General features: G+C 58.3%; 18 protein-coding genes. 13 read left to right on the plus strand and 5 right to left on the minus strand.

Annotated features, from left to right (window positions below; translation table 11 throughout):
- Nucleotides 1-19: 19 nt before the first annotated feature.
- From argE to I6G83_RS06180, 4 genes are all read left to right on the plus strand, one after another.
- On the plus strand, nt 20-1,165 hold the full coding sequence (argE, locus tag I6G83_RS06165) for an acetylornithine deacetylase (RefSeq protein ID WP_054306147.1): 1,146 nt from the start codon (nt 20-22) through the stop codon (nt 1,163-1,165).
- Between the two features lie 335 nt (nt 1,166-1,500).
- Entirely contained in the window at nt 1,501-4,146 is a 2,646-nt protein-coding gene (gene ppc / locus I6G83_RS06170; protein ID WP_054306148.1) for a phosphoenolpyruvate carboxylase, read from the plus strand.
- Between the two features lie 363 nt (nt 4,147-4,509).
- Entirely contained in the window at nt 4,510-4,746 is a 237-nt protein-coding gene (locus tag I6G83_RS06175) for a hypothetical protein (RefSeq protein ID WP_082394706.1), read from the plus strand.
- A 725-nt stretch (nt 4,747-5,471) separates the two neighbouring features.
- Complete coding sequence (locus I6G83_RS06180; protein WP_054306360.1) at nt 5,472-5,870, plus strand: hypothetical protein; 399 nt, start codon at nt 5,472-5,474, stop codon at nt 5,868-5,870.
- Between the two features lie 63 nt (nt 5,871-5,933).
- Here the strand turns inward: I6G83_RS06180 and metF are convergent, their stop codons facing one another.
- From metF to metB, 3 genes are all read right to left on the minus strand, one after another.
- Nucleotides 5,934-6,830, minus strand: a complete 897-nt coding sequence (gene metF, locus I6G83_RS06185) for a methylenetetrahydrofolate reductase (RefSeq protein WP_054306361.1) — start codon at nt 6,828-6,830, stop codon at nt 5,934-5,936.
- Between the two features lie 227 nt (nt 6,831-7,057).
- Nucleotides 7,058-9,493, minus strand: coding sequence for a bifunctional aspartate kinase/homoserine dehydrogenase II (locus I6G83_RS06190; RefSeq protein WP_054306362.1), 2,436 nt, complete (start codon nt 9,491-9,493; stop codon nt 7,058-7,060).
- A 2-nt stretch (nt 9,494-9,495) separates the two neighbouring features.
- Nucleotides 9,496-10,656 (minus strand): cystathionine gamma-synthase, encoded by a 1,161-nt coding sequence (gene metB, locus I6G83_RS06195; protein WP_054306363.1) that lies wholly within the window; start codon nt 10,654-10,656, stop codon nt 9,496-9,498.
- 314 nt (nt 10,657-10,970) lie between these two features.
- Between metB and metJ the strand changes: the two genes are divergently transcribed.
- Nucleotides 10,971-11,288: a met regulon transcriptional regulator MetJ gene (gene metJ, locus I6G83_RS06200; RefSeq protein ID WP_006317756.1), complete on the plus strand. Its 318-nt coding sequence runs from the start codon at nt 10,971-10,973 to the stop codon at nt 11,286-11,288.
- A gap of 74 nt (nt 11,289-11,362) precedes the next feature.
- Here the strand turns inward: metJ and rpmE are convergent, their stop codons facing one another.
- Nucleotides 11,363-11,578, minus strand: a complete 216-nt coding sequence (gene rpmE / locus I6G83_RS06205; RefSeq protein WP_015962314.1) for a 50S ribosomal protein L31 — start codon at nt 11,576-11,578, stop codon at nt 11,363-11,365.
- 198 nt (nt 11,579-11,776) lie between these two features.
- On the opposite strand from rpmE, the gene priA reads away from it, so the two are divergent.
- The 7 genes from priA (at nt 11,777) to rraA (ending at nt 19,742) form a co-directional block, all read left to right on the plus strand.
- Nucleotides 11,777-13,972, plus strand: a complete 2,196-nt coding sequence (gene priA / locus I6G83_RS06210; protein ID WP_054306364.1) for a primosomal protein N' — start codon at nt 11,777-11,779, stop codon at nt 13,970-13,972.
- A 271-nt stretch (nt 13,973-14,243) separates the two neighbouring features.
- On the plus strand, nt 14,244-15,272 hold the full coding sequence (cytR, locus tag I6G83_RS06215; protein WP_015962316.1) for a DNA-binding transcriptional regulator CytR: 1,029 nt from the start codon (nt 14,244-14,246) through the stop codon (nt 15,270-15,272).
- A gap of 65 nt (nt 15,273-15,337) precedes the next feature.
- A complete protein-coding gene (gene ftsN / locus I6G83_RS06220) occupies nt 15,338-16,186 on the plus strand; it encodes a cell division protein FtsN (protein WP_054306365.1) in 849 nt (282 codons plus the stop codon).
- A gap of 102 nt (nt 16,187-16,288) precedes the next feature.
- The gene (gene hslV, locus I6G83_RS06225; RefSeq protein WP_015962318.1) at nt 16,289-16,819 is read left to right on the plus strand and encodes an ATP-dependent protease subunit HslV; all 531 of its coding nucleotides are present in this window, start codon (nt 16,289-16,291) and stop codon (nt 16,817-16,819) included.
- 12 nt (nt 16,820-16,831) lie between these two features.
- Nucleotides 16,832-18,163 (plus strand): HslU--HslV peptidase ATPase subunit, encoded by a 1,332-nt coding sequence (gene hslU, locus I6G83_RS06230; RefSeq protein WP_015962319.1) that lies wholly within the window; start codon nt 16,832-16,834, stop codon nt 18,161-18,163.
- Nucleotides 18,164-18,259: 96 nt separating this feature from the next.
- The gene (locus I6G83_RS06235) at nt 18,260-19,177 is read left to right on the plus strand and encodes a 1,4-dihydroxy-2-naphthoate polyprenyltransferase (protein WP_054306366.1); all 918 of its coding nucleotides are present in this window, start codon (nt 18,260-18,262) and stop codon (nt 19,175-19,177) included.
- A gap of 79 nt (nt 19,178-19,256) precedes the next feature.
- Nucleotides 19,257-19,742 (plus strand): ribonuclease E activity regulator RraA, encoded by a 486-nt coding sequence (rraA, locus tag I6G83_RS06240; RefSeq protein ID WP_015962321.1) that lies wholly within the window; start codon nt 19,257-19,259, stop codon nt 19,740-19,742.
- 58 nt (nt 19,743-19,800) lie between these two features.
- Here rraA and zapB read toward each other — a convergent pair whose 3' ends face one another.
- Complete coding sequence (zapB, locus tag I6G83_RS06245; RefSeq protein WP_015962322.1) at nt 19,801-20,040, minus strand: septal ring assembly protein ZapB; 240 nt, start codon at nt 20,038-20,040, stop codon at nt 19,801-19,803.
- Between the two features lie 529 nt (nt 20,041-20,569).
- On the opposite strand from zapB, the gene I6G83_RS06250 reads away from it, so the two are divergent.
- Nucleotides 20,570-21,421, plus strand: a complete 852-nt coding sequence (locus I6G83_RS06250; protein ID WP_054306367.1) for an MIP/aquaporin family protein — start codon at nt 20,570-20,572, stop codon at nt 21,419-21,421.
- Nucleotides 21,422-21,434: the final 13 nt, after the last annotated feature.

The raw sequence follows: 21,434 nt of genomic DNA on the forward strand, positions 1-21,434 counted from the left end.
AAGGCTGTCAACAGTGAAGATGAAATTACCTCCATTTATTGAGCTGTACCGGGCGCTGATCGCCACCCCGTCGATCAGCGCCACCGATGGCGCTCTCGATCAGAGTAATGAAGCGTTAATCAATTTGCTGGCCGGCTGGTTTAGCGATTTAGGCTTCCGCGTCGACGTGCAGCCGGTGCCAGATACCCGCAACAAGTTCAACCTGCTGGCCAGTATCGGCGAAGGCAGCGGCGGCCTGCTGCTGGCCGGCCATACCGACACCGTGCCCTATGACGAAGGGCGCTGGACGCGCGACCCGTTCACCCTGACCGAACACGACAATAAGCTGTACGGTCTCGGCACGGCGGATATGAAAGGCTTCTTTGCCTTTATTCTGGATGCGGTGCGCGATATCGACGCCAGCAAGCTGACCAAGCCGCTGTATATTCTGGCCACGGCGGATGAAGAAACGACGATGGCCGGCGCGCGCTACTTCGCCGCCTCGACCGCTATCCGTCCGGACTTCGCCATCATCGGCGAACCGACGTCGCTACGGCCGGTGCGCGCGCATAAGGGCCATCTCTCCAACGCTATCCGCATCACCGGCCAGTCCGGCCACTCGAGCGATCCGGCGCGCGGCGTCAACGCCATCGACCTGATGCATGAGTCGATCGGCCACCTGATGGAGCTGCGTAAAACCCTGCAGGAGCGCTATAACAACCCGGCGTTTGCCGTGCCGTATCCGACGATGAACTTCGGGCATATTAATGGCGGCGATGCGGCAAACCGCATTTGCGCCTGCTGCGAACTGCATCTGGACATCCGCCCGCTGCCGGGGATGACGCTGGAAAATATTAATGAGCTGATGCACAGCGCGCTGGCGCCGGTGAGCGAGCGCTGGCCGGGTCGTCTGAGTATTGATGAGCTGCATCCGCCGATCCCCGGCTATGAATGCCCGACCGATCACCACCTGGTGGCGGTGATCGAGCAGCTGCTGGGCTCACGCACAGAAGTGGTCAACTACTGCACCGAGGCGCCGTTTGTCCAGGAAGTGTGCCCGACGCTGGTGCTGGGGCCCGGCTCCATCAACCAGGCGCACCAGCCGGATGAATACATCGACACCGCCTTTATCGAGCCTACCCGCAAGCTGATCGGCCAGCTGGTCGATCACTTCTGCCATCAATAAACCGACGAAATCATAGGGGCAATGATCTATCATGCCCCTGGCTGAAAGGAGTAAGCCCGCGCGTAATTAGCCGCACTGATAAACCGCGGGCTGTAATTAAATTTCAGAAAAAACGATGATTTTGATGTTTTTTTGCTGAAAATAGTGTCAATTAACCATTGGACAGACACGTGGTGTGACAAAACAGGCTTTCTTTGCCTGACGCGTGAAATTTACTTACAACAGATACCTAAATGCACTCGGGGTGGTATCCAGGCATCAGGGATAACAGCCAGAACAGATACATCCCGCACATGAAAGGTATGCAAATACGTACAGATTGGGTCAGGGGTTATATGAACGAACAATATTCGGCAATGCGAAGTAATGTCAGTATGCTCGGCAAACTGCTCGGCGAAACCATTAAAGAAGCGCTGGGCGAGCATATTCTCGATCGTGTTGAAACCATCCGTAAACTTTCCAAATCTTCACGCGCAGGCAACGAGGCGCATCGTCAGGAGCTGCTCACTACGCTGCAAAACCTGTCCAACGATGAGCTGCTGCCCGTAGCGCGCGCTTTCAGTCAGTTCCTCAATTTAACCAACGTGGCCGAGCAGTATCACAGCATTTCGCCGCACGGCGAGGCCGCCAGCAATCCGGAAGCGATGGCGCAGCTGTTCAGCCGCCTGAAAGGCAAAAAACTCAGCAATAAAGAGCTGTGCGACGCCGTGGATCAACTCTCCATCGAGCTGGTGCTCACCGCCCACCCGACGGAGATCACCCGCCGCACCCTGATCCACAAACTGGTGGAGGTGAACACCTGCCTCAGCCAGCTGGATCACAACGATCTGGCCGATTACGAGCGCAATAAGATCATGCGCCGTCTGCGTCAGCTGGTGGCGCAGTCGTGGCACACCGATGAAATCCGCAAAAACCGCCCTTCGCCGATCGATGAAGCCAAATGGGGCTTTGCGGTAGTGGAAAACAGCCTGTGGGAAGGCGTGCCGGCTTTCCTGCGCGAATTTAACGAACAGCTGGAAAACGCCATCGACTACCGCCTGCCGGTGGAAGCCGTGCCGGTGCGCTTTACCTCCTGGATGGGCGGCGACCGCGACGGCAACCCGAACGTCACCGCCGAAATCACCCGCCACGTGCTGCTGCTGAGCCGCTGGAAAGCCTGCGACCTGTTCACCCGCGATATCCAGGTGTTGGTCTCGGAACTGTCGATGACCGAATGTACGCCGGCGCTGCGCGAGCTGGCCGGCGGTGAGGCAGTGCAAGAGCCGTACCGGGAAATCATGAAGCGCCTGCGCAGCCAGCTCATCAGCTCGCAGGCCTATCTGGAAGGCCGTCTGAAAGGCGAACGCATGCTGAAGCCGCACGACCTGCTGGTGAGCAATGAGCAGCTGTGGGAACCGCTGTACGCCTGCTATCAGTCGCTGGTCGCCTGCGGTATGGGCATCATCGCCAACGGCCAACTGCTCGATACCCTGCGCCGCGTGCGCTGCTTCGGCGTGCCGCTGGTGCGCATCGACGTACGTCAGGAAAGTACCCGCCACACCGAGGCTATCGCCGAACTGACGCGCTATCTGGGCCTGGGGGATTATGAAAGCTGGTCGGAAGCGGATAAGCAGGCGTTCCTGATCCGCGAGCTGAACTCCAAGCGCCCGCTGGTGCCGCTGCAGTGGCAACCCAGCGCGGACACGCAGGAAGTGCTGGAGACCTGCCGGGTGATCGCCGAGGCGCCGCAGGGATCCATCGCCGCCTATGTGATCTCCATGGCGCGCACGCCGTCCGACGTGCTGGCGGTGCATCTGCTGCTGAAAGAAGCCGGCTGCCCGTTCGCTCTGCCGGTGGCGCCGCTGTTCGAAACCCTGGACGATCTGAACAACGCCGACGACGTGATGACCCAGCTGCTGAATATCGACTGGTACCGCGGCTTTATTCAGGGCAAACAGATGGTGATGATCGGCTACTCCGACTCGGCCAAAGACGCCGGCGTGATGGCCGCCTCCTGGGCGCAGTACCGCGCGCAGGACGCGCTGATTAAAACCTGTGAAAAAGCCGGCGTTGCGCTGACGCTGTTCCACGGCCGCGGCGGTTCAATCGGCCGCGGCGGCGCGCCGGCCCATGCGGCGCTGCTGTCGCAGCCGCCGGGCAGCCTGAAAGGCGGGCTGCGCGTCACCGAACAGGGGGAGATGATCCGCTTCAAGTTCGGCCTGCCGGAAGTCACCATCAGCAGTCTGGCGCTGTATACCGGCGCGATTCTGGAAGCCAACCTGCTGCCGCCGCCGGAACCGAAGAAAGAGTGGCGCACCCTGATGGACGAGCTGTCCGACACCTCATGTCAGATGTACCGCGGCTACGTGCGTGAAAACCCGCAGTTCGTGCCCTACTTCCGCGCGGCAACGCCGGAACTGGAACTGGGCAAACTGCCGTTGGGCTCCCGCCCGGCCAAACGCCGGCCGAACGGCGGCGTGGAAAGCCTGCGCGCCATTCCGTGGATCTTCGCCTGGACGCAGAACCGCCTGATGCTGCCCGCCTGGCTGGGCGCCGGCGCCGGGCTGCAGGAAGCGGTGAAAGCCGGCAAGCAGGAGCAGCTGGCGACGATGTGCCGCGACTGGCCGTTCTTCTCCACCCGCATCGCCATGTTGGAAATGGTGTTCGCCAAGGCCGACCTGTGGCTGGCGGAGTACTACGATCAGCGTCTGGTGGATGAATCGCTGTGGCCGCTGGGCAAACAGCTGCGCGAGCAGTTGGAGAGCGATATCAAAGTGGTGCTGGCCATCGCCAACGATGACAACCTGATGGAAGACCTGCCGTGGATCGCCGAATCCATCGCGCTGCGTAACGTCTATACCGACCCGCTGAACGTGCTGCAGGCCGAACTGCTGCACCGCTCACGTCAGCAGGAGGCAAGCGACCAGCAGGACGCACGCGTCGAGCAGGCGCTGATGGTCACCATCGCCGGCGTCGCCGCCGGGATGCGCAATACCGGCTAGGCCACACGCTCAATGCATCCCTTACCAATGCCCGCTATTGATATAGCGGGCATTTTTTCCTGTAGCCCTGGTCAGGTAAGAGATTCAATAAATCTTGCAGCTATAAACCTGGGGTAAACATCCATTATTAAGACGTTATATACTCTTATATTTTACCTTATTCGGTTTAACAAGAAAGAGAAGAGGGTTTTATCTGACAAACGTTAACGGAACACCTAACTTTATTGTGTAAAGCGCCGTCATTCATCTTCTTCGGGACAACTATGCTGAGAAACGAAAAAAATAACTATCAGGTGTACCCACTATGGGTAAGATTAGGTTAATATTAGCGGAGCTATGAGTTGTAACTTAAGCGGGATAAACATGCTACGTAACATTCTCCCTAATGATTATGTGTTAAAACAGCCCGCTTCATTGGCATTGCAAGAATTACTATTTAATCGTCGTAATACACATATAACCCGTTACTTCATACAGCTCAATACAGATAGGCTGTTCGGTGCTGGAGGGTTCGCATGTGCTGCCGTAGGATCGCTGGTCGGCGGATACCTGGGTAGCAAGTCAGGCGAAACTTTTATTGACTACCTACTTAAAGACTAAAATGATAACTGTAATTTCTTACCTTGGAATCGCCTCAGCATGGATATCTATCATATCCATGGTATATTTATTCTTTTATTTTTGTAAAATAAAAAATAATTACTACGCAACTATAAATACATATCTGTCAAAAAAATACTCATTTGGCGCTGCATACCATTTCCATTCACAGATGGGATACTTTGGTTCATTTGGGATGTCATATTATTTTCATTGTTTGAAAAACAAAAGAAAGCCACTATTCATGCACGAAGAAAGCGATTCTATCTATAATTTCCTTGATGAGATAGGACCTAAAACATCAGCATGGATAGATACTTATTACAGAATCACCGTATTGGCCTTCTCTTGCATTGTATTTTCTTATTTCATGACAATTCTAAAATATTTATTGTTAAACTTTATATTAAATTAAATAATGCTGAACTTATCATGCCGCCGATGTAAGGGCTCGATGCTAATGCCCGCCTTGAACTAAATTATAGTTGTCCGTCACCATCGCCGCCGGGATGCGCAATACCGGCTAGGCTACACGCTCAACGCATCCCTTACCAATGCCCGCTATTGATATAGCGGGCATTTTTTTATGTTTATTTGTCCCAGCGCCAGCACGCCCCAATAACCTTACAAAAACAAGTGTTAATAGTTAGCGTATCTGCATACGGGAAAGCTTTTCCGTATGGCATATCACTAATCTTTAAACACTTTTTACAAGGAATTTATGTATGACTGATATCACCAAAACGTATCAATCGCTGGAAGAACGTTTCCCGATGGAAGAAATGCGCCGGTTGTATCTGGCCAAATTCGGCGAAACCGTTGACGGCCGCCTGCGCCTCTACGGCCGCTGGGAGATAACTAACAGAGGTGCTCTTGGAACCCTGGAGGGCGAAGTACTGCCCTTTATTCTTCTGAACTGTTGGTTTACTTTCAAAGAGGGGACTAAAACCTATGGGGTTTCCTGTACAGTCGAACTGACCACTTTCGATGGAACAAACCGAACTGAATTCAGGCCATTAAGCCCCTTCACCGCTGAGTCAACGAATTACAGAGTGGAGTACGCCTACACACACCGTATGAATCCTGCCACCATTTACGATTTCTCAGAGCGCCCTAACGGTTAATAGCGCAATAATAAAGAACAAAAAACCCAACCATCTGGTTGGGTTTTTTCTTGCTGCCTACTTTCAGGCCGCCGCTACCGGGCGCACTCCCAACGTATGGCAAATTGCGTAGCTCATCTCGGCGCGGTTCAGCGTGTAGAAGTGGAAGTCTTTTACCCCTTCACGGCTGAGGATCTTCACCATATCCATGGCAATATTGGCCCCCACCATTTTGCGCGTTTCCGGGTCATCATCCAGCCCGGCGAACATGCTGGTCATCCAGCTCGGCACCCGCACGTTGGTCATGGCGGCGAAGCGCTGCAGCTGCTTGAAGTTGGACACCGGCAGAATGCCCGGCACGATTTCAACGTCAATGCCGGTGGCGACGCAGCGGTCGCGAAAACGCAGGTAGCTTTCCACGTCAAAGAAGAACTGGGTAATCGCGCGGCTGGCGCCGGCGTCGATTTTACGCTTCAGGTTGATCAGATCGGCCTGCGCGCTTTTCGCCTCCGGGTGCACCTCCGGGTACGCCGCCACCGAAATATCGAAATCACCCACCTCCTTCAGCAGCGCCACCAAATCGGCCGCATACATCTCCGGTTTGCCGCTGTCCGGCGGCAGATCGCCGCGCAGCGCCACGATATGCCGAATGCCGTTGTTCCAGTAGTCGCGGGCGATCTCGCTCAGCTGTTCGCGCGAGGCGTCAATGCAGGTCAGGTGCGGAGCGGCCTCAAGGCCGGTGCGATCCTTAATCCCCTTGATGACGCCGTGGGTGCGATCGCGTTCGCCGGAGTTGGCGCCGTAGGTGACCGAGAGGAATTTGGGCTTCAGGCTACTCAGACGATCGATCGACTGCCACAGAGTCTCTTCCATTTCGCTGGTGCGCGGCGGAAAGAACTCAAACGATACGTTAATCTGACCGTTTAATTCGGCCAGGCTCTGGTTCAGCGCTTCCCGCTGGTTTGCGTGAAAAAAACTCATACCCTGTCTGCCTCTTGTCGATCGCGGTGTTATTTTAATAAGCGTCTATACGTTTAGACGTCTAGATAGAAAATGCCGGATGTTGGTGAAAGAGTCAACAGAAAAGTGAGGGTAATAGGATGATTAATCCTCATCGCTACCGGAGAGAATTTCATGTGACCGGCGGCTGAAAAAGCAACAGGGCGCTGCAAGCAGCGCCCTGTCGGCATTCACCTCGCCAAGGAGGATTACAACAGCTGCGCCAGCCGGTTGAGATCGGACTGGAGAGCGCCGGCGGTGACATCACGCCCGGCGCCCGGGCCGCGGATCACCAGCGGGTTATCGCGGTACCAGCGGCTTTCAATCGCAAAGACGTTATCGCACGGCAGCAGCGCGGCCAGCGGATGCTCCGGGCGCACCGCCTCCACGCCGACGCGCGCCTTACCGTTGGCGTCAAAACGCGCCACGTGACGCAGCACCAACCCCATCTCGCTGGCGGCCTCAAAGCGCTGCAGCATTTGCTGGTTCAGCGCCTCGCCGTTCTCAAAGAACTGATCGACCGTGCCCTGCTCGGTACCGTCCGGCACCAGCGACTCTACCCGCACCTGATTCGGCTCGAGATCGTAGCCGGCCTCGCGCGCCAGAATCACCAGCTTGCGCATCACGTCCTGGCCGGACAGATCCACACGCGGGTCAGGCTCGGTCAGCCCCTGCTGCCACGCCTGATCCACCAGCTCGGTAAAGGGTACGGTGCCGTCAAACTGCAGGAACAGCCACGACAGCGTGCCGGAGAAAATGCCGCTGATCGCCAGAATGCCGTCGCCGCTGTCACGCAGGTCGCGCACCGTATGGTTAACCGGCAGGCCGGCGCCGACGGTGGCGTTGTACAGCCAGTGACGGCCGGTTTTGGCGAAAGCGTCGCGGATCTGGCGGTAGTTGCTGCCGCAGGAGGCGCCCGCCAGCTTATTGGCGCTGATCACGTGGAAGCCGTAGCTGGCGAAATCCAGATACTGCTGCGCCAGGTCTTCGCTGGCGGTCACGTCCAGCACCACCAGGTCGTCAAACGGGTGCGCGCGCATCCACAGGAACAGGGACTCCTCGTCCAGCTCCTGCGCCTCTTCTTCAAAGAAGGCCAGCGCCCGGCTGGCGTCGAGGCCGTCGTAATTCAGCAGGCTGCGGCGGCTGTCCACCACCCCGGCCAGCGTGAATTCAAAACCGCTGCGGGCGGACAGGTTTTTCTGTTCACGGGCAAACAGCTCCAGCCAGCGGGAGCCGATGTTGCCTTTGCCGAACAGTACCAGACCAATGCGCTTTTCCGCCCGGAACAGGCTCTGGTGCAGCCCCTGGATCAGCGACGCGGTCGGCCCCTGACGCAGCACCGCCACCAGGCTGATGCCGTCTTCCGCCTGCCAGATAAACTCGACCGGCTGATCCTTCAGCTGCTGGTAGAAACGATGGCTGTGCAGCGGGTTCTTGCACACGCCGGCGCCGACCAGCGCCACCATCGCCAGCCCCTGCCGCAGCTGCACCTCTCCCGGCAGCCCGGCATCCTGCAGCACGCGCAGCGCGCTGTCGGCCACTTCCGAGGTGTAGCACAGCTGAATCAGGTTGCGATCCGGATGCAGGCCGGTTGACAGCGGCTTGATCTGCGCGCGTTTCAGCACCAGCTCCAACTCTTTTTGCGCCAGCTTGAAGTCATGCTGCGGCGCCACCGCCAGTTCAACCAGACAAACGTCATCATGGCTGGTGACAATCTTCGCACCGGTGCCGGAAGCCAGCACCCGCTCAATCCGGGTCGACCCCTGTTCCGGCTGATAGCTGCAGCGCAGCTGCAGATCGATATCGCTGCCGGACACCGGCTGCAGGGTGCGGGTATGCAGCACCGGCGCCGCCAGGCGCGCCAGCTCGCTGGCCTCGTCCAGCCGCAGCAGCGGCAGCAGGCAGGCGTCTTTCACCTTGCGCGGGTCGGCGCTGTATACCCCGGCGACGTCGCTCCAGATGGTCACGCGCTCCGCGCCGGCCAGCGCGCCAATCTGCGTAGCTGAATAGTCGCTGCCGTTACGTCCCAGCAGCACGGTTTCACCCGCGTCGTTACGTGAAATAAAGCCGGTTACCACCAGCCGCTTGCCGGGATGCTGCGCCATCAGCTGCTGCAGCAGCGGATAAGAGCGCCCTTCATCCACCTGCGGCTGCGCGGCGCGCTCGGCGCGCAGGAAATCACGCGCGTCCAGCCAGGCCGCCTGAATATCCTGCTGATTAAGCACCGCCGCCATCAGGCGCGCCGACCAGAGCTCACCGTGGCCGACCACTTCGGCATAGGTGACGTCATCAACCCGGCCATCCAACAGCACCGCCAGTCGCTCCAGATCGCGCGTGAATTCGGCAATCAATGCATCGGCAGTTTCCGGCGGCAGCAGGCCGCCGATCAGTTCGCTGTGATAACGGCGCAGCGTTTGCTGTACCTGGTGTGCAGAAAGACGATCGCTCTGGCTGAGCTTCAGCCAGTTAATCAGTTGGTTAGTGGTGCTGCCCGCCGCAGACACCACCATCAGATCGCCCGGCTGGCTGTACTCCGCCATAATCCCGGCCACCCGCAAATAACATTTCGCATCGGCCAGGCTGCTGCCGCCGAATTTGTGCAGTTGACGTCCGCTGACCGGTCCTGCTACCGCAATTGCATTCATGCTTACCTCGTTGCCGCCGCCTGGAAGGCGTGTTCCAGATCGGCAATCAAATCGTCACTGTCTTCAATACCCACGGAAATACGCAGCAGGCTGTCGGAAATGCCCGCCGCCGCCCGCGCCTCTGCCGCCATGCCGGCGTGGGTCATGGTCGCCGTATGCGAGATCAGGCTCTCCACCCCGCCCAGCGATTCCGCCAGCGTAAACAGGCGCAGCGCCGACAGGAAACGGCGCAGCGCCGCCTCGTCGCCATCCAGCTCAAAACTGAGCATCGCGCCAAAGCCGCGTTGCTGCCGGCGCGCAATATCATGGCCCGGGTTTTCCGGCAGAGAAGGATGATACAGCTTTTTCACCAACGGTTGCTGCTGTAAATAACGAATAATAGCTGCGGCATTCTCCTGCGCCGCTCTGATCCGCGGCGCCAGCGTGCGCATACCGCGCAACAGCAGATAACTGTCGAACGCGCCGCCGGTAACGCCGATGTTGTTCGCCCACCACGCCAGCTCTACCGCCAGCTCGGCGTCTTTGGCAATCACCGCGCCGGCGACGACGTCCGAATGGCCGTTGAGGTACTTGGTACAGGAGTGCACCACCAGATCCGCCCCCAGGGCGATAGGCTGCTGCAGCGCCGGGCTCAGGAAGGTATTATCCACCACCGCCAGCGCGCCGGCCGCATGCGCCGCCTCGCAGATGGCGGCAATGTCCACCACGCGCAGCAGCGGATTGCTCGGCGTTTCAATCAGCACCAGTTTCGGCTTCTGCGCCAGCGCCTGCGCCAATGCCGCGTCATCGCCCTGATCGACAAACAGCACCCGGTAGGCGCCGCGCTTGCTCAGGCTGTCAAACAGCCGGTAGCTGCCGCCGTAGCAGTCATGCGGCGCCACCAGCAGGTCACCGGGCTGCAGCAGTACGGTGGTCACCAGATGGATGGCCGACATGCCGCTGCCGGTCATCACCGCGCCGGCGCCGCCTTCCAGTTCCGCCAGCGCGCGCTGCACCACATCACGCGTCGGATTGCCGCGGCGGGAGTAATCATGCGCACGCGGCTGATTAAAATCGGTGAAGTTATAGGTGCTGGAAAGATGAATGGGCGGGACGACGCAGCCGTACTGCTCGTCATCGTTCAGGCCGCTACGCACGGCAATCGTGGCTGGTTTACGCGTCATAGGAGTCGCTCGGCTCTCGAAGGCGGATGAATGAGGCCTAAAGATTAATCGCATGACGGATAGACGTCAATACATCTGGACATCTAAACTTCTTTGCGTATAGATTAAGCAGAGGCATAATACCCGCCAACATTATGTCAGTTTGGTCGGGTAAGAAGCTGGCGCGATAAGCATAGTCCATCTCGCTCACGCTGCGTCCATCAGTGACCCTGGTCGCGTAACATTGACATTTATTTAGTGAGAACAGTGAAGATCGGGCATAATTGGCCGGTTTTTAGAATATTGTAATTTTTCTGACAATTTTAAGGTGTCCCATGGCTGAGTGGAACGGCGAGTATGTCAGCCCTTACGCTGAACACGGTAAAAAAAGCGAGCAAGTAAAAAAAATCACGGTGTCGATTCCGTTGAAGGTTCTGAAAATCCTCACCGACGAGCGCACCCGTCGCCAGGTCAACAACCTGCGCCACGCCACCAACAGTGAATTACTGTGTGAAGCGTTTCTGCACGCCTTTACCGGCCAGCCGCTGCCTAATGATGAAGACCTGCGCAAAGAGCGCAGCGATGAAATCCCGGAAGCCGCGAAGGTGCTGATGCGTGAGCTGGGCGTCGATCCCGATACCTGGGAATATTGATGCCATCGGCGAACGCCGGTGACAGAAACAAAAAAGGCGCCGAAGGCGCCTTTTTTATCGGTCGGTAAGAAATCTTATTTCTTAACGCCTGGTACGCTGAAACGCTTGTTGAAGCGGTCAACGCGGCCACCGGTAGCAACGTCACGCTGCTTGCCAGTGTAGAACGGGTGGCATGCGCCACAAACGTCCAGGTTCAGATCGTGGCCCACGGTAGAGCGGATCTTCATGACATTACCGCAAGAGCAGCTTGCAGTAACGAAATCGTATTTAGGGTGGATACCTTCTTTCATGGGGAAACCTCAGTTAAGGCCGTGTCGCTATCCAGCCCTGTTTCGCCAGACACCACACGTGGTTGATGATAATTTATTGGTATCGAATTATACCAAAGGCGGCAAATTATACAGAATTAAATACACCGCGCAATCGGATCCGTACATTTGGCCGTCTGCCGTGTAAACTAGCCCCTCTTTCTCATTTGGATGGACCCTATGCCCGTTGTTCACGTTGCTCTACCGGTTCCGCTGACCCGCACTTTCGATTACCTGCTGCCCCAGGGGCTACAGCCGGTGGTCGGCGCGCGCGTTTGCGTACCCTGGGGAAAGCAGCGCGCCATCGGCATCGTCACCGGATGCAGCGACAGCAGCGAGCTGCCGCTGGAAAAACTCAAACCGATAGACAGCATCATCGACGGCAATTCACTGTTTTCCGCCGCAATGTGGCACATCCTGCGTTGGGCCAGCGACTATTACCACTATCCGCTCGGCGAAGTGCTGTTTCATGCGCTGCCGACCCTGCTGCGCCAGGGTAAACCGGCGGAAACCGCGCCGCTGTGGCAGTGGTTCGCCACCGAGTCCGGGCGCGCCACGCCGCCGGAAAGCCTGAAACGCGCCCGCAAACAGCAGCAGGCGCTCGCCGCCCTGCTGCAGCGTCCGGTTTACCGTCACCAGGTCAGCGAACTCGATCTGACCGACAATGCGCTGCAGGCGCTGCGCGCCAAAGGGCTGGCCGACTTGCGCACGCAGAGCGTGGCGCTGCAGGACTGGCGGCCCGGCTTCAGCGTGCAGGGCGAACGGCTGCGGCTCAATACCGAGCAGGCCACCGCCGTCGGCGCCATCCGCAGCGAAGATGAACAGTTCGCCGCCTGGCTGCTGGCCGGGATCACCGGCTCCGGCAAGACCGAGGTCTATCTCAGCGTACTGGAAAACATCCTGGCGAAGGGAAAGCAGGCGCTGGTGCTGGTGCCGGAAATCGGCCTGACGCCGCAGACCATCGCCCGCTTTCGCGAGCGTTTCAACGCGCCGGTGGAGGTATTGCACTCCGGCCTGAACGATAGCGAGCGCCTGTCCGTCTGGCTGCGCGCCCGCAGCGGCGAGGCGGCGATTGTCATCGGCACCCGCTCGGCGCTGTTTACGCCGTTCGCCCGCCTGGGCGTCATCATTATTGATGAAGAGCACGACAGCTCGTACAAGCAGCAGGAAGGCTGGCGTTATCACGCGCGCGATCTGGCGGTGTTCCGCGCCCATACGGAAAATATTCCGATGGTGATGGGCTCCGCGACGCCAGCGCTGGAGACGCTGCATAACGTGCAGCTGGGCAAATACCGTCAGTTAAAACTGACGCAGCGCGCCGGCAACGCCAAACCGGCCGCCCAGCACCTGATCGACCTGAAAGGCCTGCCGCTGAAGGTCGGCCTGTCGCAACCGCTGCTGCACAGCATGCGGCACCACCTGAAAAACGATAATCAGGTGATGCTGTTTCTCAACCGCCGCGGCTATGCGCCGGCGCTGCTGTGTCACGAATGCGGCTGGATCGCCGAATGTCAGCGCTGCGACCGTTACTACACCCTGCACCAGAATCACCGCCAGCTGCGCTGCCACCACTGCGACAGCCAGCGCCCGGTACCGCACCAGTGCCCGCAATGCGGCTCTACGCATCTGGTATCGGTCGGCGTCGGCACCGAACAGCTGGAAAACGAGCTGGCGCCGCTGTTCCCTGACACGCCGATTACCCGTATCGATCGCGACACCACCAGCCGTAAAGGCTCGCTGGAGCAGCATCTGAACGAGATCCACCGCGGCGGCGCGCGTATTCTGATCGGTACGCAAATGCTGGCGAAGGGCCACCACTTCCCGGACGTGACGCTGGTAGCGCTGCTGGACGTCGACGGCGCGCTGTTTTCCGCCGATTTCCGCTCCGCCGAACGCTTCGCCCAGCTGTATACCCAGGTATCCGGCCGCGCCGGCCGCGCCGGCAAGCAGGGTGAAGTGCTGCTGCAGACTCACCACCCGGAGCACCCGCTGCTGCAGACGCTGCTGCAACAAGGCTACGACGCCTTTGCCAAACAGGCGCTGGGCGAGCGCAACAGCGTCTTCCTGCCCCCCTATACCAGCCACATTATGCTGCGCGCCGACGATCACGATAATCAGCAGGCGCCGATGTTCCTGCAGCAATTGCGCAATCTGCTGGAGGCCAGCCCGCTGAAAGACGATTCCCTGTGGGTGATGGGGCCGGTGCCGGCGCTGCAGTCCAAACGCGGGGGACGTTTCCGCTGGCAGCTGCTGCTGCAACACCCGTCGCGCCGCGTTCTGCAGGGGATCATGAAAAACACCCTGCCGCTGATCGGCACCCTGCCGCAGGCACGCAAAGTTAAATGGACGCTGGACGTCGATCCCATCGACGGTTGAACACGGAAAAGTCTGATTTCTTTGGCGTTAAGCAAACGTTTACCCTTGAATTTGCGAGCGAACGCGAAAAACTCCCGCTTCATCACATTTTTTATGCAAATTAGGTAACAAAAGCGGTACGTAATCTGTTTAGAATATCGTAAAGATTTCCGCTCGCGGGCTGCACACCCGCGAACCTGGCGTGATTGCGGAGATACGCCCTGAAACGGCATCGTTGCCCGGGGTATGGCAGTAATCGCGTTGGCATAGGGCCGGCGCAAGGAGAAAGGCGTTGGAACACAAGAAAGAGTTATCCATGGCAACCATGAAAGACGTTGCGGAAATGGCGGGCGTTTCAACGGCAACCGTATCACGCGCGCTGATGAACCCGGAGAAGGTCTCAGCGCCAACGCGTCAGAAAGTGGAACAGGCCGTACTGGCCGTGGGTTACTCTCCGCATGCGCTATCGCGCAACGTGAAGCGTAATGAATCCCGCACCATCTTGGTGATCGTCCCGGATATCTGCGACCCCTTCTTCGCCGATATTATTCAAGGGATTGAACAAACCGCCGCGCAGCAGGGCTATCTGGTGCTGATCGGCGACTGCGCCCAGCAAAACCAGCAGGAACGCACCTTCGTTAACCTGATTATCACCAAACAGATCGACGGTATGCTGCTGCTCGGCTCCAACCTGCCCTTCGACGCCAGCAAGGAAGAACAGCGCAACCTGCCGCCGATGGTGATGGCCAATGAGTTTGCGCCGGAGCTGGAGCTGCCCACGGTGCACATCGACAACCTGACCGCCGCCTTCGAGGCCGTGCATTATCTGCATCAGCTCGGACACACGCAGATCGCCTGCGTCGCCGGGCCGCAGCAGATGCCGCTCAGCGAATATCGCCTGCAGGGTTACATTCAGGCGCTACGCCGTAATGGCATTACCGTCGAAAGCGGCTATATTACCCGGGGTGATTTCACTTATGAAGCGGGCGCAGCCGCGCTGAAAACCCTGATGGCGCTGCCGAAACCGCCGACGGCGGTGTTCTGCCACAGCGATATCATGGCGATCGGCGTGCTGTCGCAGGCGCGTAAAATGGGCCTGAGCGTCCCGGGCGATCTGTCGATCGTCGGTTTTGACGACCTGAAAATGACGCAGTATTGCGATCCGCCGTTAACCACGGTGGCGCAACCGCGCTTTCAAATTGGTCAGCAAGCCATGTTACTGTTACTGGAACAGCTGCACGGGCAAAACGTCGCCAGCGGCTCCCGTTTATTGGACAGCGAACTGATTGTCAGAGGCAGCACCGCCGCCCCTAAACGCTAGTCAAATATTTTAGGGTTCAGTAACATGATGAACTTAATTTCTAATAAAGATACAGCGGAAGAATAGTGGCACAGAAAGACTATGTAAGCCGCGGGCGCTCTGGAGCGCGGCGCAAAACCCCCAGCCGTAAAAAAAGCAGTTCTCCGAAGGTGTCCAAAACCGTGGTAGCGCTTGCGGTCGCCTTGTTGGTGATCTTTGCCGGCGGTCTCTACTTTATTACCCATAACAAACCGGACGACGAACCGCTGTCGCCGGCCCACAGCAGCCGCCCGGGCAACGGCCTGCCGCCGAAGCCGGAAGAGCGCTGGCGCTATATCAAAGAGCTGGAAAACCGTCAGACCGGCGTACAAACCCCGACCGAACCGACGGCCGGCGGCGAGGTGAACTCCAAAACCCAGCTGACCCAGGAACAGCGCCAGCTGCTGGAGCAGATGCAGGCGGATATGCAGCAGCGCCCGACTCAGCTCAACGAGGTGCCGTATAACGACGCCGCTCAGGCCGCGCGCAACAACGCGCAGCAGCCGGCGCCGGTGCAGCAGCCGCGTCAACAGCAACAGGTGCAGCAGCAAACGCAGCCGCCGGCCAGTCAGCCGCGCAACCCGTTCAGCGGCGGCGCCAGCAGCCAACCGGCGCAACAGCCTAAACCGACGACGCCGCCGGCGAAGACGGAAAGCAAGCCGGAACAGAAACAGCGCTGGATGGTGCAGTGCGGCTCGTTCCGCGCCGCCGATCAGGCGGAATCCGTCCGTGCGCGCCTGGCGTTTGAAGGCATTGAAAGCCGCATCACCAACGGCGGCGGCTGGAACCGCGTCGTGCTCGGGCCGTTCAGCAGCCGCGCCGGCGCCGACAAAACCTTGTCCCGCCTGAAGGGCATTGGCATGTCAGGATGCATTCCCCTCTCCGTCAGGGGTTGAAAAGCCGTAATCCTCCCCCATCTATACTCTCAATATGCCTCGTAGCACCTGCGCAAGCAGGCGCTGCGGGGACTTCTTTCAGTCTGCAACGAGGGTCTGCTCGTGACAACAATTGTAAGCGTACGCCGCAACGGCCAAGTCGTCATCGGTGGTGATGGCCAGGCAACATTGGGCAATACGGTGATGAAAGGCAACGTCAAAAAAGTACGCCGCCTGTACAACGATAAAGTGATCGCCGGTTTTGCCGGGGGCACCGCTGACGCCTTCACGCTGTTTGAGCTTTTCGAGCGTAAACTGGAAATGCACCAGGGCCACCTGGTGAAAGCCGCCGTCGAGCTGGCGAAAGACTGGCGTACCGACCGCATGCTGCGCAAGCTGGAAGCATTGCTGGCCGTGGCCGATGAAAACGCCTCGCTGATCATCACCGGTAACGGTGACGTGGTTCAGCCTGAAAATGATTTGATCGCGATCGGCTCCGGCGGCCCGTACGCCCAGTCAGCCGCGCGCGCATTGTTGGAAAATACCGAATTGGGCGCCCGTGAAATCGTCGAGAAGTCTCTCGGCATTGCCGGCGACATCTGTATTTACACCAACCATAATCTCACTATTGAAGAACTGCCTTCCAAAGCGTAAGGATCGAATACTATGTCTGAAATGACTCCGCGCGAGATCGTCAGCGAACTGGACGGTTATATCATCGGCCAAAGCAAAGCCAAACGCGCCGTTGCCATCGCCTTGCGTAACCGCTGGCGTCGTATGCAGCTCAACGAGATGCTGCGTCACGAAGTAACGCCGAAAAACATTCTGATGATCGGCCCGACCGGCGTCGGTAAAACCGAAATCGCCCGTCGCCTGGCTAAACTGGCCAACGCGCCGTTTATCAAAGTTGAAGCCACCAAGTTCACCGAAGTGGGCTATGTCGGCAAGGAAGTGGATTCCATTATCCGCGACCTGACCGACGCCGCGGTGAAAATGGTGCGCCTGCAGTCAATCGAGAAAAACCGCACCCGCGCCGAAGAGATGGCGGAAGAGCGCATCCTCGACGTGCTGATCCCACCGGCCAAAAACAACTGGGGCCAGCCGGAAGAGCAGCAGGAACCGTCCGCCGCACGTCAGTCGTTCCGTAAAAAACTGCGCGAAGGCCAGTTGGACGACAAAGAGATCGAAATCGACCTGGCCGCCGCGCCGATGGGCGTCGAAATCATGGCGCCTCCGGGCATGGAAGAGATGACCAACCAGCTGCAGTCGATGTTCCAGAACCTCGGCGGCCAGAAGCAGAAACCCCGCAAGCTGAAGATCAAAGAAGCCTTCAAGCTGCTGGTGGAAGAAGAAGCGGCCAAGCTGGTTAACCCGGAAGAGCTGAAAGAGCAGGCGATCGAAGCCGTTGAGCAGCACGGCATCGTATTTATCGATGAGATCGACAAAATCTGTAAGCGCGGCGACTCCTCCGGCCCGGACGTCTCCCGTGAAGGCGTGCAGCGCGACCTGCTGCCGCTGGTGGAAGGCAGCACCATCTCCACCAAGCACGGCATGGTGAAGACCGATCACATCCTGTTTATCGCCTCCGGCGCTTTCCAGGTTGCCAGCCCGTCCGATCTGATCCCGGAACTGCAGGGCCGCCTGCCGATCCGCGTTGAACTGCAGGCGCTGACGACCGAAGACTTCGAACGCATTCTGACCGAGCCGAACGCGTCGCTGACCGAGCAGTACAAAGCGCTGATGGCCACCGAAGGCGTCACCATCGACTTCACCGCCGACGGTATCAGCCGCATCGCCGAAGCCGCATGGCAGGTTAACGAGAGCACCGAGAACATCGGCGCGCGTCGTTTGCACACCGTGCTGGAGCGCCTGATGGAAGATATCTCCTATGACGCCAGCGAGATTAATGGTCAATCCATTACAATTGATGCGGAATACGTGCGCAATCACCTGGATGAGCTGGTTGCGGATGAAGATTTGAGCCGTTTTATCCTATAATCGCTCTATCACTGTCCTGTCAGTCACGAAAATGGGAGGCATTGCCTCCCATTTTTTTATCTGCGGACACAGCCACTTGACTTGCTGAAGCGAAAAATGAGCTCATCTACCTCCACCACCCCAGCCAGAGCCTGGCTGGAAAGTTTACGTCCACGCACCCTGCCGCTGGCTTTCGCCTCCATCGTTGTCGGTTCAGCTATTGCCGCCTGGCAAGGCAGCCTGAAGCCCGGCGTCGCGCTGCTGGCGCTGTTGACCGCCGGACTGCTGCAGATCCTCTCCAACCTGGCCAATGATTACGGCGACGCCGTCAAAGGCAGCGACACAGAAGATCGCATCGGGCCGCTGCGCGGCATGCAAAAAGGCATGATTACCCAGGCGCAGATGAAACGCGCGCTGGTCATTACCGTGGTGCTGATCGCCATCGCCGGCTGTTCGCTGATTGCGCTGGCCTGCGAAACGCCGCGCGACGTGGTCGGCTTCCTGGCGCTCGGCGCGCTGGCGATCGTCGCCGCCATTACCTATACCGTCGGCAACAAGCCTTACGGCTATCTGGGGCTGGGGGATATCTCGGTGCTGGCGTTCTTCGGCTGGCTGAGCGTGGCCGGCACCTATTACCTGCAGACGCTGCATTTCGACAGCATCGTGATGCTGCCGGCAACCGCCTGCGGCCTGCTGGCGGCGGCGGTGCTGAACATCAATAACCTGCGTGATATCGAAAGCGACCGCGCCAGCGGCAAAAACACCCTGGCGGTGCGGCTGGGGCCGAAAAACGCCCGGCGCTACCATGCGTTGCTGCTGATTGGCGCGGTGCTGTGCTTTGCGCTGTTCACCCTGTTCAACCTGAGCGGCCCATGGGGCTGGCTGTTTGTGCTGGCGGTGCCGCTGCTGTGGCGCCATGCGCTGCGCGTACTGCGCGACCCTTCGCCGGCCGGCATGCGCCCGATGCTGGAGCACATGGTCAAGGCCGCCCTGCTGGCGAATATTTTGTTCGCCGCCGGCGTGGCGCTCAGCTAGATAAAAACTGATGATTTTGCCAACAGGGCGCAGAAAGGGATATACTGGTTATTCCAGCGGCAAACAGACATAAAATCCTATGAAATACGATACTTCCGAACTTTGCGATATCTATCATGAAGAGGTCAACGTGGTTGAGCCTCTGTTCTCTAATTTTGGCGGGCGTACTTCATTTGGCGGACAGATCACCACGGTGAAGTGTTTCGAGGATAATGGCCTGCTTTTTGACCTGCTTGAAGAAAACGGCCGCGGCCGCGTCCTGCTGGTCGACGGCGGCGGTTCGGTACGCCGGGCGTTGATCAACGCGGAGCTGGCGCGCCTGGCGACTCAGAACGAGTGGGAAGGCATTGTGGTTTACGGCGCGGTGCGTCAGGTGGACGATCTGGAAGAGCTGGATATCGGCATCCAGGCCATGGCGGCCATCCCAGTCGGCGCCACCAGCGAAGGCGTGGGTGAAAGCGATATCCGCGTCAACTTCGGCGGCGTCACCTTCTTCTCCGGCGATCATCTGTATGCCGACAATACCGGCATCATTCTGGCGGAAGACCCGCTCGATATTGAATAAGCCGTTACCATGAAAAAGGGCGCCGTCGGCGCCCTTTTCGTTACTGCGGCAAAGGGAATCAGACCTCTTCCATTTTGCCCAGCAGCGCGCGCAGGCGATCTTGCCATACGTGCTGTTCTTCTTTCAGCTGCTGGTTCTCACGCACCAGTGATTCGTGGTTGCCGGCGGCGTTCTGCACTTCCTGAGACAGCGTATTGTTCTTCTCTTTCAGCTCTTCAATTTCCATCTGCAACAGAGTGATGGTATCAATCGCCTGCTGAACTTTTGCTTCCAGTTTTTCAAATACTTCAAATGACATCTTCAGTCCCCTCATGATAGCAAGGCGTACATCTATTAAGCAGCCGCACAGCACAGGCTGCAGCCGCTGCGAATATGCATCGCGCAAGTGACACGCGCTTTTGATTAAAAACGCGCCTGTCTCGATAAAACGCTCTTTCGATAAAAACGATTGTAAGTAGCCCGCCTCTTACTGTCTAGCAACATACCGGCTCAACGCGCAGTCTGTTGCAATTTTCCCGCCCCCGCCATCAGTCAAAACTGAAAAATGCGCGTATGACGACAAACGCGCGTTAACAATTGTCGGACAAAAACCCTGATCAACCCTGCTGCGTAATGGCGCGGAAAGAACAGCAGACAACGCGAATTCGCTCAATTTTATGACGGAGCACACACATTTTGATTTCGCTATTTCTCGTTTATGTTCGTTAACGATAAATTTACATCACATCCTCAATTTAAAAGAGGATGAGATTAAAAAAACCTGTACCTTAAGGCCGGCAGGCTACTCGCCGAGCCTAAAACCTATAACCCTGCAGGACAACAACATTATGAGCCAAAACACCAGTCCGACATTAAAAGGCCAATGTATCGCAGAATTTCTCGGCACCGGCCTACTGATCTTCTTTGGCGCAGGATGCGTTGCCGCATTAAAACTGGCCGGCGCCAGCTTCGGCCAATGGGAAATCAGCGTTATTTGGGGCTTCGGGGTCGCCATGGCGATCTATCTGACCGCCGGCATCTCCGGCGCCCACCTCAACCCGGCCGTCACCATCGCACTGTGGCTGTTCGCCAACTTTAACGGCCGCCGCGTGGTTCCCTTTATCATCGCCCAGGTCGCCGGCGCCTTCTGTGCCGCCGCGCTGGTCTACGGCCTGTACTACAATCTGTTCTTTGATTTCGAAGCCGCCCACAACATGGTGCGCGGCAGCGCAGAGAGTCTGGATCTGGCCGGGATTTTCTCCACCTATCCAAACCCGCACATCTCCGTCGCGCAGGCGTTCCTGGTGGAAACCGTGATCACCGCCATTCTGATGTGCCTGATTCTGGCGCTGACCGACGATGGCAACGGCGTACCGCGCGGCCCGCTGGCGCCGCTGCTGATCGGTATTCTGATCGCCGTTATCGGCGCTTCCATGGGCCCGTTGACCGGCTTCGCCCTGAACCCGGCGCGTGATTTCGGACCAAAAGTGTTCGCCTATCTCGCCGGCTGGGGCAACGTCGCCTTTACCGGCGCACGCGATATCCCGTACTTCCTGGTACCGATTTTCGGACCGATTCTCGGGGCCATCCTGGGCGCCTTCGGCTATCGTACCTTGATTGGCCGCCACTTGCCTTGCGACGACTGCGTCGAAGAAGAGCAAGGGCAGCCTGCCGCCAAAACGCCGCAGCGTAAAGCGTAATTGGCGCAGTTTA

The sequence above is a fragment of the Serratia rubidaea genome (assembly GCF_016026735.1).
Taxonomy (GTDB): Bacteria; Pseudomonadota; Gammaproteobacteria; order Enterobacterales; family Enterobacteriaceae; genus Serratia_B; species Serratia_B rubidaea.

Excerpts from the sequence above, each read along its gene's own strand:
- I6G83_RS06250 (WP_054306367.1), top strand. The coding sequence starts at position 20,570 with ATGAGCCAAAACACCAGTCCGACATTAAAAGGCCAATGTATCGCAGAA.
- metF (WP_054306361.1), bottom strand. The coding sequence starts at position 6,830 with ATGAGTTTTTTTCACGCAAACCAGCGGGAAGCGCTGAACCAGAGCCTG.
- argE (WP_054306147.1), top strand. The coding sequence starts at position 20 with ATGAAATTACCTCCATTTATTGAGCTGTACCGGGCGCTGATCGCCACC.
- zapB (WP_015962322.1), bottom strand. The coding sequence starts at position 20,040 with ATGTCATTTGAAGTATTTGAAAAACTGGAAGCAAAAGTTCAGCAGGCG.
- hslU (WP_015962319.1), top strand. The coding sequence starts at position 16,832 with ATGTCTGAAATGACTCCGCGCGAGATCGTCAGCGAACTGGACGGTTAT.
- metB (WP_054306363.1), bottom strand. The coding sequence starts at position 10,656 with ATGACGCGTAAACCAGCCACGATTGCCGTGCGTAGCGGCCTGAACGAT.
- ppc (WP_054306148.1), top strand. The coding sequence starts at position 1,501 with ATGAACGAACAATATTCGGCAATGCGAAGTAATGTCAGTATGCTCGGC.
- I6G83_RS06235 (WP_054306366.1), top strand. The coding sequence starts at position 18,260 with ATGAGCTCATCTACCTCCACCACCCCAGCCAGAGCCTGGCTGGAAAGT.
- metJ (WP_006317756.1), top strand. The coding sequence starts at position 10,971 with ATGGCTGAGTGGAACGGCGAGTATGTCAGCCCTTACGCTGAACACGGT.
- I6G83_RS06175 (WP_082394706.1), top strand. The coding sequence starts at position 4,510 with ATGCTACGTAACATTCTCCCTAATGATTATGTGTTAAAACAGCCCGCT.
- I6G83_RS06180 (WP_054306360.1), top strand. The coding sequence starts at position 5,472 with ATGACTGATATCACCAAAACGTATCAATCGCTGGAAGAACGTTTCCCG.
- rpmE (WP_015962314.1), bottom strand. The coding sequence starts at position 11,578 with ATGAAAGAAGGTATCCACCCTAAATACGATTTCGTTACTGCAAGCTGC.
- I6G83_RS06190 (WP_054306362.1), bottom strand. The coding sequence starts at position 9,493 with ATGAATGCAATTGCGGTAGCAGGACCGGTCAGCGGACGTCAACTGCAC.
- priA (WP_054306364.1), top strand. The coding sequence starts at position 11,777 with ATGCCCGTTGTTCACGTTGCTCTACCGGTTCCGCTGACCCGCACTTTC.
- rraA (WP_015962321.1), top strand. The coding sequence starts at position 19,257 with ATGAAATACGATACTTCCGAACTTTGCGATATCTATCATGAAGAGGTC.